The sequence below is a fragment of the Cupriavidus lacunae genome, from assembly GCF_003353055.1.
Lineage (GTDB): Bacteria > Pseudomonadota > Gammaproteobacteria > Burkholderiales > Burkholderiaceae > Cupriavidus > Cupriavidus lacunae.
Genome location: NZ_QKWJ01000035.1, coordinates 23,788 through 42,020, shown reverse-complemented (window position 1 = coordinate 42,020; position 18,233 = coordinate 23,788). Strand labels below are relative to the sequence as shown.

The following is an 18,233-nucleotide window of genomic DNA, read 5'->3' as shown; positions in this document are numbered from 1 at the left end:
TAGGTCAGGATTTAATCCTAGTCGCTGCCGATGGCGTTGCAATGTTGCCCGGCAAACCCCGGCACAGCCTTCACCCCTTCCAACCCAGACGGCGTATCCAATCCTTTCTAACGGCATGAAGTGCTATCGCAAAGCTCGAAACGATGGTGATGGCGCAGTAGGCGATGTTGGCTTGGGAGGGCGCCAGACCGTGAATGTCAAGGGAAGGAGGTTCGAAGCGGCAAGGTCATGTCAAATGGTCCTGGGGCAGGCATGAGTGCAATGCCGGAGGTGCTGAATGGTCGCTCGTCTATGAGCAAGTCGGCACACCGTCAGTCCGTAATGATGGGCACCCCGGTGGAGGACATGTATCGCCTGCGTCTCGCCATGGCCGCGGCAGAGGGTCCCGCAATTTGCCGCGCTTCGATGCTGGCGATAGACAGCGAGGGCCGCGCAATGGAGGCAAGCGCTTGGACGATGCTGTCCGGCAGGGCAAGGTAGGCCTCCCTTCATGTCATTGCGCATACCGCCAATCCCTTGTCCCGTGGGACAAACTTGGGACAAACTTAGGACAAACTTGGGACAGACGCGGACTCCGGCGGGACTCCCTGTGCCTTCCGCCGAACTCAATCTAGAGTTAAAGCGACGCATCGACCAGGCCCGGGGTTCGCTCGGCCTGCGACTAGTAAAATCGGCTGCGTGGCGCTGTCCGGCACCCTGATAGGCGGTGCGGCCCTTGCTCGCCACCCACTTCAACAGCTTTCAAGCTAACCGCGAATTACTGAGCGAATCAGGTGCTCCGATAGTGCTTGTCATTTACCCAGCGGTACCGGTTCGGATCTTCTGCCAACAGAAAAGCCCTCATGGCTTGGCGCTTGGCCTTATCCACTCGTAGGAAGATGGCTCGCAACTCCGAATCGATGATTCGCGTGCTGGCGCCGCGCTCTTCAGCCTGGGCGTACCAGTTGCGGGCTTCGCCAAAGTTACCCAGTTCCATATGCACGGCGCCTAGCAAGGTGCATGGACGGAAGTCCCGCGGCTGGAAAGCATGTCCCTGCTCGCCCAAATGCCGGGCATCGTTCAGCCGGCCCATGTCGCGCATTACACCGGCGCGCGTGGTGCACACGGCGGCCTTGGTCTTAGGGTCTTTGAGACGGTGGGCCGGCACGCTGTCGAGCAGTTCGAGCGCCGCATCAGCGTGATCGCATTTACGATAGTGGCTGCTGGCATTGACCGCGTTCCAAGGGTCTTGGGTGCGACGGTATTCTTCCGTGAAGAACTCGGCCTCGCGCAGGTGGTAGGCATCCTGCAACTCTTCCGTGAAGTGCTCCCCGGCCGCTGTAGTGAGCCAAATATAATCGTCGACGGTCAGGCGACTGCCAGAGTCGATATTTCTGAGGATGCCCATCATCCGAGCAAACAGAGGCTTATCGATGAAGTCCAGCCTGTACTTCCGGCGTAGGGCTTGATTCTTCATCCTGGCTATGTACTTGGGATCGCTCTCGCGAGCTTTGCGGGCGAGTTCCGCAGCATCGCACTCGCGCTTGTACTTCGCTGCCCACTCCGCCTCTCGGGCCATGAGGTCGGCAGCCTTGGCCTGGCGTTCGGTCTCGGCAGCTAGCATCCGGGCCTGAAACTCCGGGCCGGCGACCGCAACGAAGGTCTCATAATTGATCTGGCCGGTGGCCAACAGGTGCAATCCGATGAGGTTCTGCTCCTGTAGGAACTTCAGGGACAGCTCCGTGAGCGGTCGCCCATGATGCATGCTGCCTAGGATATTGCTGAGGCGGGTTGCCGGGATGATCGCGCTGCTGATGTCACTCACGCAGAAGTGACGGGCGATATCGAAGAGAGTCGAAATGCTCATGGTGGTGGTAATGACTTCCCTCTTCCCGAATGGCCCCGAGAATGCACTCCAATATGACTTCGAGGCAATACTCCCTGCCGAGCAGAGAGTTTGCCCACCCCACTTAGGTAGGGTCTGCTCTTCAAATTGCTCACTGCCTTACAGGTGCTCGGCGGAGCAGACGCCGTCGACCACATCCCAAGTGGACTGTCTCAGGTCTCATCTTCCGGTGTCGGCGGGTCGCTGCTGAAACTGACTCTGGCTATCAGGGCGCGCCGGTAGCGCGGTGGCTGAAATGCGACCGAGCATGACGCGATCCGCCCTGCGGCGACCAGTGTGACGACAAAATCGAACTCTCTTTCCGACAGCTCCACAACGCCATCCATCACAGGCTTGGTGCGAATAAAGCTTCCGACGGACGGGATCTCAGCTTGACCCACGCAGGGTTCTGAGACTGGAAACACGTGAATCGAAAAGCCCGAGACGCCGGCCACCGGCTCGGTCAACTCGCCTTCGAGCACTAACCAGGTGCTACCCTTCCGCTCGCGTGGTCCGCCGCGTTGGCGTTCGGCCAAAACGTGAAGAGAGGCTCGCCAACCGGTGATAACGCCGTCGCGGGTTAATAAGGTCGCCCGTGAAGGGCGCGTTTTTCGCTCACTCATCACTTGGCTTGCCACCTACTTACAGTCCTGTTGCCCCAGATCCCCCGTGGCACCTGCTCCTGCCGCCCCCTCTGATCGATCATGGAGCCAAGCCGTTTTCAATCAACCTTCCACAAAGTACAATCTTTCTTATGTTTCTGCACGAAAAATTCTAGTTGATGTCAATCCTGCTGGCCTGGTTGGGTAATACGGATCTGCGCGCATCCGAGTCGCCTGACTCCGGAGAGGGCGGCCCCATCCTTGGCGCTATCAAGGCAATGGGCTTCGATGTGGTTCATCTCCTCTCCGATCACTCCGCATCGAAAACTCGTGCCTACGCGCGCTGGCTTGAATGTCAGACGGATGCAACTGTCTCATCGCACCAAGTCAAGCTCACCAGCCCGACCAGCTTTGAGGAGATATTCAAAGCAGCCACACCCGTCATCGAAGAGGTTCGGCAGGCTTCTCCAACTACCCCCTTGACGTTCCATCTCAGTCCAGGCACGCCGGCGATGGCTGCCATCTGGTTGCTCTTGGCCAAGACACGTTACCCAGCCAGATTGATTGAGTCGTCGCGCGAGCAGGGAGTCAAAGAAGTCAGCATCCCTTTTGAGCTGTCTGCGGAGTTCGTGCCTGCCAGCGACAAAACGGCCGACGAGGCGCTGACCAGACTGATGCAGGGCCTGCCGCCGGAGTCGCCTGCTTTCACGGCGATCATTCATCGGTGTGCGGCGATGAAGCGCACAGTTGCCATGGCGCACCGTTTGGCCCTGCGTGAAGTTCCGGTGCTGATCCAGGGGGAGTCAGGAACTGGGAAGGAGCTCTTTGCCCGGGCCATCCATCAGGCGAGCGTTCGAAGCGGCAGACCGTTTGTTGCAGTCAACTGCGGCGCCATCCCCCAGGAACTGGTCGATGCCGAGTTGTTTGGCCATGAGAAAGGGGCGTTCACGGGCGCCGCATCTGGCCGTGCCGGGTATTTCGAGGCTGCTGAGGGCGGCACCTTATTTCTCGACGAAATTGGTGAGTTGCCTCTTGCCTCACAAGTACGGCTTCTTAGGGTTCTGCAAGAGCGTGAAGTCACACGCGTAGGCGCCACCAAGGCCAAGCCCATCGACATCCGGGTCATCGCCGCTACCAATCGTGTCTTGCCCGACGAGATAAGAAAAGGTCACTTTCGGGAAGATCTGTTCCATCGTTTGGCTGTCGGGGTGCTATTGCTGCCACCCCTGCGCCAGCGAGAAGGGGATCTCGGCCTGTTGATAGAGTCGATTCTAGCCAGCATCAATGCCGAGGCATCAACTCAACCAGGGTTCAAGCATAAGAAACTGGATATTGGCGCTAAAAATCTTATGATTCAGCATTCTTGGCCCGGCAATGTGCGAGAGCTGCATAATACTTTGCTGCGGGCCAGCATCTGGGCCACTGGTGACCGGATCACGGCTCAGGACGTCGCAGAGTCGTTGGCGGTGACCGTCCCTCCCAGTGTTGAATCTGTTCTTGGACGTCCTTTGGACCATGCCATTTCTCTGCCAGAAATTATTGGAGACGTGGCACGCCACTACCTTGAACGCGCGATGGCACTGACCCATGGCAACAAGTCCGAGGCAGCCCGCCTGCTTGGCCTGGGCAGCTACCAAACTCTGAGCAACTGGCTGCAAAAATATGGGGGGTAGCTAGTTGGCACGCCTTCTGCTTATAAGAGGCCATTCGCAACTTTTCTTATGACCCACGCCGAAACATAAAACTTAACTAAGGCACATCCAATGGCACGCAACGAACGACTCACCTGCAAAGAACTAATCGAGCCCCGCCTGGCGGCGCTCGGTTGGTCGTGGCAGGAGCAACTTCGCATCGGGCCTGGACGGGTCAACCTAACTGGTGAGGCGATGTACGACGCAACGCAGTCGATCATCGCCGATTACTTGCTGCGCTACAAAGGCGTGCCACTCGCCATTCTGGAAGCCAAACACGAGGGTGAAAGTGCTGCCAATGGCATGCAGCAAGCGTCGCGCTATGCCCGCCGCCTGTCCCTACGTTTCTCGATTGCCTCAAACGGCAACGACTGGATCCTGACGGACAATGACACCGGCGATTTCGAGCCGCTGAGCGGGCCGCCGTCACCTGAAGAGCTGATCGCCCGCATGGGCGTGTCGGTCGACTGGTGCCGCTGGGAAGGCGCGTTCGCCGCCGGCTATCACATGGATCAGGTCTCGCGCAAAGGCGTGCGCCCCTATCAAGACGTGGCCATCAACAAGGCCATGTGGCAGTTCGCGCAAGGCAATGACCGCGTGTTGCTGCTTATGGCAACCGGCACTGGCAAGACCTTCACCATCTTCCAGTTGGTGTGGAAGCTACTGAACGGCAAGGCGCTCAAGCGCGAACATGTGCTGTTCCTGACTGACCGCAACAGCCTCAAGGACCAAGCTTATCGGGCTTTCAGCGCCTATTCGGCTTCCGAGCGCGTTCAGATCGACAAGGATACCGTCGCCCAAGGCCAGCATCTGGTGGGCAAGGTGTTCTTTGCCAATTACCAGAGCCTTGACGAGGAGCTGGATGGCAAGAAGGTCTACGAGCACTATGACCCGGACTTCTTCGATCTGGTGGTCGTCGACGAATGTCACCGCTCGGGCTTTGGTGATTGGTTCGGCGTGCTCGAACACTTTGGCGGCGCCCTGCAACTGGGCCTCACCGCCACACCACGCGAGTTGGAAGAAGGCGAGCGGGCGCTGACGGACGAAGAAAAGCGCCGCGACACCCAGCATTACTTTGGCGACCCGGTCTACACCTATAGCCTCAAGCAGGCCATCGAGGACGGCTTCCTCGTGCCCTACCTGCTGGAGGAGCGCATCACCAACGTCGATGAGGATGGCTACACCGGCCTGGACGGCAAGCGCTACACCACCGCTAATTTCGAGCGCGACATCCGCATGCCGGATCGCACTAGGGCCATCGCCGAGGACCTGTGGGAGGTGCTGGGTAAGTACGAGCTGCGCGACGAAAAAACCATTGTGTTCTGCGTGGACGATACACATGCCGCCTTCATGGCGCAGGAACTGCGCCGCCTGTCCGGTAACAACGATTATGCCGCCCGCATCACCCGAGCCGAGCGCAACAGCCATCAACTGGAACGCAACTTCGCCGTCGTCGGCCCGAGCAATCCACGCGTCGCAGTCACGGTCGATTTGCTCACCACGGGGTTCGACGCACCCGACGTGAAGAACGTGGTGTTCATGCGCCCGCTCCGCAGTGCCATCCTCTACAAACAGATGAAGGGGCGTGGCACCCGCTTGTGCGAGGACATCAACAAGCGTTACTTCACCATCTTCGATTACTCCGGCGCCAGCCAGCTGGAGGACGCCGAGTTCGACGGCCACCCAGCCAATAGGCAAAAGGCCACAGCCGCTAGCAGCAAGCCCCAGAAGAAAAAAGGCGAGGACACTGCGCCCAAGCCCATCGGCGAAGGCGTGTCGGTGATCATCTCCACCGAGAACCGCTACGTCTGCCTGGCGGATGGCCGCAAGGTGCCCTTCGACGAGTACACCGAGCAGTCGCGCGAATTCATCCTAGATGTCAGCCACAAGGGCATGGACGAGCTGCTACGCATCTGGATCGACAAAGGCAGCCGCCAGGAACTGCGCGAAGCCCTGCATGACCGCGACATTTATCCCTCGGCCTTCCGGCATTACCTAGACCTGCCCGATGCCGACGACGTGGACATCCTGGCCAAGATCGGTTTCCAACTGCCGCGCGTACCCAACCGCGCCGACCGCGCCAACCGCCTGTGGGACGAAGACCAGATATGGCTGCTCGACCACCTGGGCGAAGCCGCGGTTCCCGAGAGCCTGCGATTCAAAACCCATCTGTGGCAAACGGCGCTCGACCACTATCGCCTGTTTGGCATCGACGACCTCGAGCAGGCTCGGACCTACAGCGCCCCGCAATTTGCCGAGCAGTTCGGCAGCTTCACCACGTTGGCTCAGCGCTACGGCGGCCCAGCGCTGCTCAAGGCTGACCTTGAACTGGTGAAGAAACACCTCTATGTACCCATGGCTGCCTGATGCGCCGGGCAGCCGCAATAATACAGGACCCGACTTGACCCAGAACAACACCGATCACCGCCGCCAAGAAGTGCAGCAGATCGTCAAGAACGCTTGCGATCAGCTCAACGCCGAAGGCGTGGATGCCCGCAATTACGTGGAGCAGCTTGCCTGGCTGTTTTTTCTCAAGGCTTTTGATGAAACCGAGAGCCGCAAGGAGCAGGAAGCCACCTTCGACGACACGCCCTACGAGCGCCGCCTGGCCGGGGAATACGCCTGGAGCCATTGGGCGCAGGACACCGACCACCCCGACGATATGCTGGAGTTCGTCGACGGCAAGCTGTGGATCAAGCTCACCAGCCCCGACCCCGCCAAGGGCTTGGGCCACGACGCGCTGGCCCAGCGTTTCCGCCGCATATTCGACAACGTGCGCAATTACAGTCGCCGTGGCGTGAGCTTTGCTAAGGTGGTGCAGCAGGTCGACAAGCTGCATTTCTCCAGCGAGACAGACGTCATCGTCTTGTCGGAAATCTACGAAGACTTGCTGAAGCGCGTGGCCGCCGACTCGGCCGGTTACGCCGGCGAGTTCTACACCCAGCGCCACATCATCCGCGCTATGGTGCAGGTGGTGCAGCCCCAAGCCGGCGACCAAGTGTACGACCCCTGTTTTGGCACGGCGGGCTTTCTGGGCGAGGCGGCCGACTACATTCGCCACAACAACACACTGAGTGGCAAGCAGCTCGACGAGTTGCAGCACAAGACATTCTATGGCTTGGAGCTCAAGCCCCTTACCTATCTGCTGGGCTCGATGAACATGATCCTGCACGGCATCGAAGGCGCCAACCTGGAGCTGGCCAACACGCTGGAGGTACATAGCCAGAACGTTGCTGAGAAGGACAAGTTCCAGGTGATCCTCGCCAACCCGCCCTACGGCGGCAAGATGGCCCAGGAGCTGCAAACCAACTTCCGCGTGCGCTCCAGCGCCACCGAGTGCCTGTTCCTCCAGCACATCATGGCCAACCTGAACAAGGGTGGGCGCGCGGCGGTGGTTATCCCCGAGGGCGTTCTGTTCCGGGGCGGGCCGGATCAGAAGGTGCGCAAGGAGCTGCTTGAACAGTTCGAGGTACACACCATTCTGTCGTTGCCAGCGGGTTGCTTCTTGCCGTACACCGGCGTCAAGACCAACGTGATCTTCTTCGACCGTACTGAAGATGGCTCGGGCACGAAATCCGTCTGGTATTACGCTCTGACCAATGACGGTTTCGAGCTCAAGCAGACGCGCAAACCCATTGCCGGCAACCAATTGCCCGACTTCTTGGCGAAAAGGCAAGGCCGTGTGGAAAGTGAAAACTCGTGGACGGTACCTATTGCTGACATCGTTGCAAATGGCTATGACCTCTCGGCCAAGAACCCCAACAAGGTGGATGACTACGAGCATAGACCCGCGCTGGACCTAGTTCAGTCGATCAAGACTAACGAGGCTCGAATTACCGAGCTCTTGGATGAGCTCGAATCCTTGCTGGAGCGTGCCGAATGACGTTTCCAGCCACTTGGAAAACCTACAAACTTGGTGAACTCGCCCAGTACATCAATGGCAGAGCGTTCAAGCCGGAAGATTGGGGAACTACTGGGTTACCAATCGTACGGATTCAGAATCTCAACGACCCTGAGAAGCCATTTAACTACTTTTCGGGTTCGTTCATGGAGAAGCACCGGATTGATTCCGGTGATGTGCTTCTTTCTTGGTCCGGGACGCCGGGGACCTCGTTTGGATGCTTCATCTGGGACCGCGGAGAGGCACTCCTAAACCAACACATCTTCAAGGTCATTATTCAGCAAGATGTAATCCTGCCTGAATACTTCGTTTATGCAACGAATAGTCGCCTTGACGAGATGATTGACCTCGCCCATGGTGCGGCCGGGTTGCGACATATAACAAAGGCCAAGCTTGAACAAATAGAGATTCCCGTTCCATCTCTCGACGAACAGGGCCGCATCGTCACCCGTATCAATGATTGCATGGCGCGGGTAGAAGAAATCGAGACCTTGCGTGCATCATCGCAACTGCAACAGCAGTACTTGTCTGCATCGCTGATTGAGTCGGAGTTGCACCCTGACTTGGTCGATAGCGAAGGATGGGCCACACGCATAGTGGGCGACCTTGTCACCACGGTTCGCAATGGACGATCCATTGCTCAGGACACTGAAGGTCGAGCCGATGGAGCTGTGCTCACATTGACCGCAGTAAGAAGCGTTGATCTTGGCGTCGGTTACGAGAAACCGATTGTGCTTCCTGACACCGTAGCGCAGCAGTTCGACATTGACGCGGGGGATGTGTTTGTATCGCGTGCTAACACGATTGAGCTGGTGGGGTTGGCTGCAGTGGCAATGGAAAAACCAGAGAGACGTTTGATCTATCCAGATCTTCTCATCAAACTCAAGGCAGACCGTTCGCAGGTTCTGCCGCGCTATCTCGCCTACGCATTGCGCAGCGCAGGTGCACGCAAGCAGATAAAGGCACGTGCTTTAGGTTCCAGTCAGACGATGGTGAAGATCTCCGGCGAACGCCTTCGAGAGGTCAGCATTCCCGTGCCTTCGCTAGCCCAACAAGAGCAGATCATCATCCGCCTGGACGCCGCCCACGAGCTGATCGGTCAATTGCAATCGGAATCGCAGTCGGGCGAGATTGAAGCGTTGCGCGGTGCGGTGCTACGCAAAGCCTTCGCCGGGGAGCTGTGAGCATCGTGCGTGACCCCCTGGTCCTCCGTGAAGAGTGCAAGCATCTGGTCGCCGCGCTTGAAGCAGCGCTGACCAGCGCGCTGCCCAATCATGATGCGAACACCCTCATCCGCGAGGCATTCGCGACTCTACTGCTGCTGCGCTGGCTGAGCGTGGCAGAGGCCGAGCAGGAGGCCATGGCAGTTTTCGAGGAGCGGCCTTATCACCCCTCGCTGCCCACTGCACTGCAATGGCCGCATTTGGTTCAGATCGACCAGCCCAGCGATTGGGCGGGATTCGTGTCTGCCCTGGTGGCCCATTTGGAACGCGCCGATCCCCATTGCTTGAACGCGGCGATGGCCTGGCTGCCCCGCCTAGCCGGGCCGCTGCGACGGTTGGTGAGGGTGCACGCGGTTCATGTGTTCGACCTCATCCGATGGCTCGATGCTCTGCCGCTCGATACCCCCGGCGAGCGCCGCACGGCGCTAGAGCTGTTCGACGCGGTGCTGGCTGAAACCAGCGAGGCTTACGACGGCCAGTACCAGACGCCGGCCAACATCGCCCGTCTTGTGGCGGCACTGGCCCAGCCACAGCCGGGTGAGCGGGTGTATGACCCCTGCTTCGGCTCGGGCAACTTCCTGATTTCCGCCTGGCGCGAAGCTGAGCGCAGCCGGCGGACGACTCAGCGCCCCGGCGCGTTGCTGGATGTGGCCGGGGTAGAGATCAACGAGAGCGCCTTCTTGCTTGGGCTCACACGTCTGGTGCTCGCAGGCATCGAGCATCCGCTACTTGAACTGGGTAACAGCTTGGAGCGGGAGGCACCGAGCAGTTTGCGCCAGCAGGGATTCGACCTGGTACTGGCCAACCCTCCAATTGGCGCTAAGCTGCCGCGCGATGCTGGGGGGCACCAGCACTTCGCCTTCCCAACCAGCGACAGCGCGGGTCTGTTCATCCAGCACGCGCTGACGCAGCTCAAGCCGCAGGGGCGCGCGGTGATTGTGGTGCCTGAGGGTTTCTTGTTCCGTGGTGGCGCCGAGCGCGATTTGCGTCGGCACTTGTTGGAGCGGGGGCAGGTCGAGGCCGTCGTGGGTCTGCCGGCGGGGGCCTTTGCGCCGTATACCGGCGTCAAGGGTGCATTGCTGCTGCTGCGCCGTCAGGGTGGTGCCGAGCGGGTACGCATGGTTGCTGCCGCGTCCCAATTCGAAGCCAGTGGTCGCCGCAAGGCGCCGGTGATCCGCGCCGAGCTGGCGAGGCAGCTCGCGCAGGAGGTGCGCCGCCCAGAGTTGAGAACGCCAAGCGAACTGCCCCCCGGTGTGCCCGAAGGGACGCCCAGCAGCGACGGGCTCGCACGCTCGGTGTGGGAAGTCAAGTTGGACGACCTCGCCGCCACGGATTGGGACCTGACGCCTCGCCGCCGGGAGGAAGGCGGGTTGGATGAGCTGCTGGCCAGCCTGAACGAGGGAGCGCCTGGCGAGCAAGGCCTAGTCTTGCCGCTGAAGGACGTGGCGCAAGTGATGGCCGGCCGGGCCGTCAAGTCGGCCGACTTGGTGGATGAACCCACCGAGCTTGAGGAGCGCGCCCCGGCCACTCCCTATCTGCGCATTAAGGATCTCAATCAAGGCAAAGTAGGGCGCCCGTCGCGGTGGGTACGTGCTGAATTGGCGGCGGTCGAGCGACGCTGGGCGCTCCTGCCGGGCGATGTATTGGTGTCAAAATCGGGCACCATTGGCAAGGCGGCCGTCGTGCGCAACGGTGCCGTCGGTGCCATTGCGGGCAATGGCCTCTATGTGCTGCGCCCCAATCACGAAAGGCTGGATCCAGCCTTCCTCGTGGCCTATCTGGCGAGCCCGAACTGCCAGAATTGGTTGGCCGCCCGATCGCGCGGCGCGGTAATCCAGCACCTGAATCGCGTTGTGCTCGATGAACTGCCGGTGCCGCTGCCGCCTTTGGGCCTGCAGGCGCGGGCGGCTGCACAGTTCCGCGAGCACGGCACCGATGCACTGAACTTCCTCATCCAGGCCAGTGCCAGCGGCGAAGCTGAGCGGTTGGCCACCTGGCTGGCGGACTTCAGCAACAAGCTACCGGTGCTTGCCGCTGGCCTGGACGCCCCCCCTCCGCTGAGGGCGATGGAAAGCCTTGTGGCCATGGCGGCGACACCCCGACGCTGGCTGGCGCAGGAGGACGTCAGTAGCGATTCTGCTCGCTGGCTGCGGCCGCTGGTCGATACGCTGGAGCCGTTGTCGGGTCTGGCGCAGATCCCACCCGGGCCGGGTCTGTTGAGTGTGTTGCAGGATGCCGAACGCGGCGTACGTGTGATGCTCGAGCGGGCGAGTGGCCACTTGCCCGTGGAAGCCCAGGCGCGTGCTGTGGCCGAACGCCTGCATGCCTGGCTTCGTGAGCTCATCGATGACCTGGCTGGCAGCGCCGAGTTACGGGTCACACAGGCGCCGCCGACGCTTTCTACGGGGAGCGCAGCCGAATTCACGCTCATGCTGGCCAATGCCGGCGCGCTGCCGTTGCGAGCGGTGCAGGTCACCAGCGAGCCGGATTGGGGCCTGATCGACAGCCCTTACCTGGCCGAGAGTGGCACGCTGGCGCTGACGCTCCGCGGCGATGCACCCAAGCAGGGCGAGCGATTGGCGCTGAAACTTCATTGGCAAGCTCGCACGCTGATCGGCAACAACGTGAGCGGGAGCATCGAAGTGATGATCCAGCTCGTCCAAGCACCACCGCAGGCCGCGGAGGTAAGTCATGTCGAACTGGGCGGCAGTCCCTATGTGACGGGCAGTCCGCTGGAGCCGCAGCATGGGCATGCGGTGTTTTATGGCCGTGAGCGTTTGCTTGAGCAGCTGGCCCGTCAGATCATCACTCACGGCAACGTGGTGCTGCTGGAAGGCAACCGCCGGGCCGGCAAGACCTCCATACTCAAGCACCTGGAAGGGCGCACGGCCATTCCAGATTGGCTGGCGGTGTATGCGAGCCTGCAGGGGGCGGAGGGGGCATCTCAGGCCGTGGGAGTGCCGACGGCCGAGGTTTTTCGACATATTGCTTTCGAGCTAGCCAAGGGAGTCGCTACTCTGGGAGTCGAGACGCCGCTACCGGATGGATCGACCGTAGAAGGGCTGACGCTATTTGGGGCAAACACACTTGAAAGACTCAAGGAGAGCAAACGCTGCCGGAAGGCTTGTCGCAGTGGAATCGCCGAAGACTCGTCCTTTGCAGACTTCCGTGACTATCTTGAGGTGCTGCTATTGGTTGTCGAATCGCAGGGGCTTGGCATTGTCCTCATGCTCGATGAGTTCGACAAGCTGCAGGAAGGTATCGACAATGGAGTCACTTCGCCGCAGGTGCCGGAGAACATCCGCTTCCTGATCCAGAGCTATCCGAAGTTCTCGGCCATCCTCACGGGGTCGAGACGCCTGAAGCGGCTGCGTGAGGAGTACTGGTCGGCTCTTTACGGACTGGGCACGACCATCCCAGTCACCGCCTTGGATGTTGACAGCGCGCGGCGCATCGTGACCGAGCCGGTGCGCGACCTATTGGTGTTCTCTGACGAGGCGGTGGACCGCGTCATCGAGACGACGGCGCGCCAGCCCTACCTCATTCAGTGCTTGTGCAACCGCATCTTCGACTTCGCCAGCCAGACCAAAACGCGCTCGATTACGCTCAGCGTCGTGGAGCACGCGGCCGCCGTGCTTGTGCGTGACAACGAGCATTTTGCCACCCTATGGGATTTCGCAGCACGCGGTCCTGCCATGGGCGGTTGCCGGCGTCAGTTCATCCTGTCCCTGTGTGCGCTCAATTTCAAGCGCGGCAACTCCATCAGTTTCGGCACCTTGCGCGAGCAACTGGTGCAGGTCGGCGTGGAAGCGGATGACGCGGCACTCGATGTGGACCTGGCCTATCTACGCGAGCTTGACTTGATAGAACTGAGCGGCGAAATCTTCGACGGTCACTATAGGTTAGCGATCCCGCTGATGGCGCAATGGATTGAACAACAACATGATGCCGACGTGGTGGCAAGTCGCGCGCGGATTGAATCGGAGGAAGAGCATGCCTGACCGCAGGTTTCCCATTTGCAGCACACCCTTTCCGCCTTGCCTGGGCCGCAAAGCGCCGCTGGACCGGTTGACAGCCTCGCTAACCAAGGCGGCCCCGGACCATCTGCAATTGGTGGGGCCGCGGTTTGGGGGAAAGACCGTGTTGCTCGCGGAACTGGTCAAGCGTCTGCAACAGAAAGGGGAGCCGTATTCCGCCATCTTTCTGTGGGACTTGGCCCATCAGACCTTGGACAGTGATGGGCATTTCATCCGTTTGCTCGGCCAGGAACTGGCGCGGGCTTTGAGGGCCAGTCATCCGGACTACGCCGACCATCTCGAAACCGAGTCCAACGGCTCGGCAGCCGAGATTGCGGAGGTGCTCGATGCGCTCAAGGATGAAGGCGGGAAAGTGCTGGCGGTGCTGGACGGCTTCGACAAGGCCGTCGCCAATGGACGCTTGACCCGCAACCTCTGGGATCAGCTACGTGAGCTGGCGATCAAGCCTAGCTTGCGATTGGTGACCGCAAGCCGCAAACGGTTGAGCGAGCTGATTCGTGACCCCAATGCAGAGACCAGCCCTTTTTGGAACATCTTCGACCCTACTCCCATCCGCGTGGGCTGCTTTGATGATCATGACCTCGATGAGGTGCTGAGGCAGGTGCAAGAGATTCGCCTGACCAACGGTGCCCGTACCGAACTGCTCAACGCCACCAACGCATCGCCTCTCCTCACGCTGGAGGTACTCAATACGGTGCTGAGCAACGGCAGTACCGGCGAAATAGGCCCTGAGGCAATGCGTACTGCCTGCGATTTGACCTTCCCGGCCGTTCGCGATCGGCTTAGTCTTCTGTGGACAGAGTGCCCTCCGACCAGTCAGGAGTCCTTCCGGCGGGTTCGAGAGCAAGCCCCCGTGCCGCGAGGTGAGGTTTCGGCGACTGACGCGGACATTCTGATTGAACGCGGGTTTGTTCAACTGTCTGGAAACAAGCTGCTGCGGCCGAGCCGTTTGTTGGAGCAGCTCCTAGACGAAATGCCCAATGAAGGTAGTTCGTTGTCTCGTCTATTTGGCGACGTACGCGCCTACCAGAGCAATCTGCGCGGGGCGCTGGAGTATCGCATTTCGCATATAGACCAGCTCGACGCGAAATTGGCAAGATATCTGAGCCTCGGGATTGACGATCTACCAGATCACCCAGATGTTTTTCTGACCCATATCCGAGGGATCGTCGACAAGGCCTTTGACCTGATCTGGGGGGCGGAAATACCGGAAAAGCGCATCCCCTCTGGATGGATGAGTCTCTGGAAACGCAACGACGAAAATGTCAGTGCTTGGGAAACCACTTTTCCTCAGGGTGGGCAGCGTGTGCGGCTGCTCGGGCTGATGACTGGCGCAAGCCAGAAGAGCGCGCCATGCGCCAAGCACGTCACGAAGGGAACCTATGTCCTCATGAACGCCGTTTACGGGTTCGGTGACTTTGGCCAACACCAAGAGGGAGCACCGGTCGACGCCGGAACTGCCTACGCGGCACTACACCTATGCATCGAGCTAGCTGCATCGCTTGCTCGGGAACTTGGAAAACGAGCGTGATCCTGCTATCCGCACAAGGCCGCTCCCCTTGCACGTCCCCCCCCGGCCGAAACGACGCGGGGAGGCCAGCATGGCGCATGATTTCATTAGCCGCCTACGCGCTGCTTCCGCCGATGCGCCATTCCATTCCCCTCTGATGTGCACCAAGTCGCGTTCTGAATGCGGCTTTGCGTCGGTTCTGCTATCGCGTCCCCGTGCCGCCGGCCAGTCGCAGCCTCGCACCGTGCGCGGCCACGGAGGCACGCCCGTGCAGGGCGGCCTTTGAAAAAGCAAACCCCATAAACGGTGATTCGGGGAGGGCACAGCGACAGAACGCCAAACGAGCAGGGCAATCGCAAGTTATCAAAAGTTATCCTTGAGTAGGCGATTCAGGAGGCGATGAACGCGCGTTCACAGCGCTTGTGATAGCTAACCCCATGCAATCGCCGCTTTCGCGCTCGCGGTTGGGAACCGCTGGCACGTTAGGCGGGTGCGATGCGCGGATTGCCCGTAGCAACCCAGCGTAGCTTGGGGCGTCGGTGCACTTCACGAGCAATTCAGTCCCCACCGAAGGGGGGATAAGCGCTTACCAATGGCCAAGAGTGGTATCTCATCGGCGAAACTTACTCCCTCAATTCAGCAGAACAATAAAGAAATGAGTGGCGACAAGGGTTTGTGTAGGACCGCACTTCCGATGTTATGAAACACGCGGCTTGTTCCCCATCACGTCCACCTTCCTATAACCAAGTTAGATTGCAAAGGCATCATGAGTTCAGTTCCAAAGATTCACACGAGATTCAAGACCTTCGACAAGGAGATGCGCGATATCTGGGAGTCGTACAACCTCGTCGAGCTACTGGCGAAGGAGGGCCATCGGCTGCTAAAGGACGGAACCATCGAGCCGCTTACAATGGCAACGTTGTATGGCGGCAACAACAAGACCCTCTCTCTCAAGGACACGTTTGGTGCAATTGACCATCTCCGTAGGAAGTCAGAGCCGCGAACGATTCTGCTAGAGGCCGTGGCCTACTTCGAAGACTACTTGGGGTGGCTGACAGAGACGGTGTTGCTGGACGACCCATCTCTCTTGAAGTCTGACGCCCCGAACTCCGAGAAGGAGGAGGCGAAACTCATCAATCTCATAGTAGGCAGCTCAGACAGGGAAGAGATCATCGAGCGGATCGTTGAAGAGAAGGTGCGAGGCATCTTCTATGGGAATCCCGTAGACTTCTTCATCAAGCCCAAGACCAAACTGAGGTTCCAGAAGTATTTCGAGACCAAGTGTCAGACCCAACTTGCGCAGTATGCAGAAATCACAGCGCGCCGAAATGTAATCGCACACAACAACGGCCGCGTAGACAGAAAGTACATGCGCGAGGTGGCAAATCCAATATTCAAGCTCAACCAGACTGTTTCTCTGAGTGACTCCTATCTCAGAGAATCGATTGGCTTGCTTCTTTGCCTTGCCGCGCGAGCAACAGAACTGGTACTGATTGGCCATTACAGCGCGACAGCCAACGGCAAGCTGCGCGAAAGATTAGATGGCTGCAAATGTCTGCCTGCAATCTAAGCCTTCCACGAAGCGTGGCTAGCGCTGGCGAGCCAGGTAAGCGCATCACGTAAGCCGGCTCGACGATCAAGTCCGAGCGAACCCAGTAAAGTAATGGGTTTCTTCCGGGGGTATTCGTGGAGCATGTGGTCACGACAGTCTGATTTGCTCACGTGTATCCCACTGGCGGGCGTATCCTTTTGCCGCACTTCTATGTCATGATCTAATTCACAGTAGCAATAGAAAAGAAATACGAAAGGAGGGGGGAATGACATCCGAAGTAATCGTCATGAACAAGCGCGCGGTCGCTTTGGCTGCAGACAGTGCTGTGACAATTACGTCTTGGAAGGACGGTCGGCGCGAACGCAAATACACCAAGGGTGCGAACAAGGTGTTCGAGCTTTCAGATCTCAAGCCGGTGGGCGTAATGATCTTCGATTCCTCCGCGGTCCATTCCGTGCCTTGGGAGATAGTAATCAAGGGCTACCGAGCACACATCGCCAAGAACGGCTTCCCTGCCTTGGCGGACTACGCCTCAGACCTCTTCTCCTACATCGAGAACCACGGGCAGCTTTTCCCTCACACGCGACAGGACGACGTATTGAAGAGCAAGGCAATTGATGCTTTCTTTGACCTCCTTGTTGAGATTGACCGAACTCCATCGGTGCGCAGCGTTACAGTTGATCCCGTGGCGAAGAACGCCGCCAGAGATGCGGTAGCGGATGAGCTTGAAGCTAAGCTTGGCCAGGAACAAATGCCCGCCCATTTCCCGGCTGGCGTGGTGGCGAGCTCGGTTGATCAGTTTGGCGACGAGATTGCCGGAGCAATCCGCAAGGCGTTGGAAGAGAAAGGATGGGCAACTCGGGAAGCTCAGCTCATTCGTCTCAGCTTTGAAGCGCTCTTCAAGAGATACAAGCGGTACCTCGACCACACCGGTATTGTGGTAGCAGGCTATGGAGACTTGGAGTACTTCCCGCGGTTTGTGCACTTTGACTGCTATGGAATCGTGAGGGGGAAGCTCGTTGCTGATCAGGCTAAGTCGCACGAAGTAACGTTTGATGACGGGTCGACTATCCAGCCGTTTGCCATGAGCGCCATGGTCGAAACCTTCATGCTTGGGATTAGCCCAGACATTTTTAACCGAGTCGCAAGCGGCATCACCCGTTCGCTGCAGGACGTGGCGGAGGCTGTAAAGGCCCATCTCGGGGCACCGGAGCTGCCGGAAGAGCTTGCGAGGAAGATAGCGGAAGCTGAGTCATCGCTCTTGGATGAGGCGATTCAGGGCGCCCGCTTTGATCATTACGATCCTCTGAAGCAGGCGATCAACTCACTCCCAGTCGACGAGATGGCTGGCTTGGCTGAGACCTTGATCATGCTAGAATCTTTGAAAGAGAAGGTGACGCAACCTTCAGAATCCGTTGGCGGTGCCGTAGATGTAGCTGTGATCACTAAGAGCGAAGGCTTTGTCTGGGTGAAGAGAAAGCACTTTTTTTCTGCCGACCTCAATCCCAAATTCTTCGAACGACAAAGACAGCGCCTTGTCTAATTGCATCCTTGGAGGCAGCATGAACAAAGTGATTTCGTACGCTGATCTGTATCGCACCGTGGCCCGGCTTTCGGAGGCCGAGCGCTCCATTTCGCGTGCTACTGATCCTGATGTGGTTGCCCAGCGAATGAGAAGCCTAGAGCACAGAGCGGAAGATAAGAAGCGCGCCCAGGTGCCTGTTGCCGCTCCATCCATCTCTACCGTCGTGCAATCGTTGTCACGCTGACGGAGTATCTGGACCATCAACCCCACCCCGCCATTGGCGGGGTTTCGTTTTTTCAGCCTTAGGCGAGCGTCTCATCCAAAGACT

General features: G+C 59.2%; 11 protein-coding genes. 9 read left to right on the top strand and 2 right to left on the bottom strand.

The features are described from left to right. Positions 1-769: 769 nt before the first annotated feature. Both DN412_RS24220 and DN412_RS24215 read right to left on the bottom strand, forming a co-directional pair. On the bottom strand, positions 770-1,846 hold the full coding sequence (locus DN412_RS24220; protein ID WP_115213906.1) for a tetratricopeptide repeat protein: 1,077 nt from the start codon (positions 1,844-1,846) through the stop codon (positions 770-772). Positions 1,847-2,037: 191 nt separating this feature from the next. After that, positions 2,038-2,502, bottom strand: coding sequence for a hypothetical protein (locus DN412_RS24215; protein ID WP_244222767.1), 465 nt, complete (start codon positions 2,500-2,502; stop codon positions 2,038-2,040). A gap of 143 nt (positions 2,503-2,645) precedes the next feature. On the opposite strand from DN412_RS24215, the gene DN412_RS24210 reads away from it, so the two are divergent. From DN412_RS24210 to DN412_RS43065, 9 genes are all read left to right on the top strand, one after another. Continuing rightward, complete coding sequence (locus DN412_RS24210; protein ID WP_115213904.1) at positions 2,646-4,139, top strand: sigma-54 interaction domain-containing protein; 1,494 nt, start codon at positions 2,646-2,648, stop codon at positions 4,137-4,139. A gap of 90 nt (positions 4,140-4,229) precedes the next feature. Beyond that, the gene (locus DN412_RS24205) at positions 4,230-6,524 is read left to right on the top strand and encodes a type I restriction endonuclease subunit R (protein WP_115213903.1); all 2,295 of its coding nucleotides are present in this window, start codon (positions 4,230-4,232) and stop codon (positions 6,522-6,524) included. Between the two features lie 34 nt (positions 6,525-6,558). Continuing rightward, a complete protein-coding gene (locus tag DN412_RS24200; RefSeq protein ID WP_161564036.1) occupies positions 6,559-8,040 on the top strand; it encodes a type I restriction-modification system subunit M in 1,482 nt (493 codons plus the stop codon). Next, positions 8,037-9,242, top strand: a complete 1,206-nt coding sequence (locus tag DN412_RS24195) for a restriction endonuclease subunit S (RefSeq protein ID WP_115213901.1) — start codon at positions 8,037-8,039, stop codon at positions 9,240-9,242. The genes DN412_RS24200 and DN412_RS24195 overlap by 4 nt, the downstream gene beginning before the upstream one ends. A 5-nt stretch (positions 9,243-9,247) precedes the next feature. Further along, complete coding sequence (locus DN412_RS24190) at positions 9,248-13,282, top strand: N-6 DNA methylase (protein WP_133303075.1); 4,035 nt, start codon at positions 9,248-9,250, stop codon at positions 13,280-13,282. Then, positions 13,275-14,849, top strand: coding sequence for a P-loop domain-containing protein (locus DN412_RS24185; RefSeq protein ID WP_115213899.1), 1,575 nt, complete (start codon positions 13,275-13,277; stop codon positions 14,847-14,849). The genes DN412_RS24190 and DN412_RS24185 overlap by 8 nt, the downstream gene beginning before the upstream one ends. A 745-nt stretch (positions 14,850-15,594) precedes the next feature. Continuing rightward, complete coding sequence (locus tag DN412_RS24180) at positions 15,595-16,398, top strand: hypothetical protein (protein WP_115213898.1); 804 nt, start codon at positions 15,595-15,597, stop codon at positions 16,396-16,398. Between the two features lie 247 nt (positions 16,399-16,645). Next, positions 16,646-17,923, top strand: a complete 1,278-nt coding sequence (locus tag DN412_RS24175; RefSeq protein WP_115213897.1) for a hypothetical protein — start codon at positions 16,646-16,648, stop codon at positions 17,921-17,923. A gap of 19 nt (positions 17,924-17,942) precedes the next feature. Beyond that, positions 17,943-18,149, top strand: a complete 207-nt coding sequence (locus DN412_RS43065; protein ID WP_133303074.1) for a hypothetical protein — start codon at positions 17,943-17,945, stop codon at positions 18,147-18,149. The last annotated feature ends 84 nt before the right edge of the window (positions 18,150-18,233 follow it).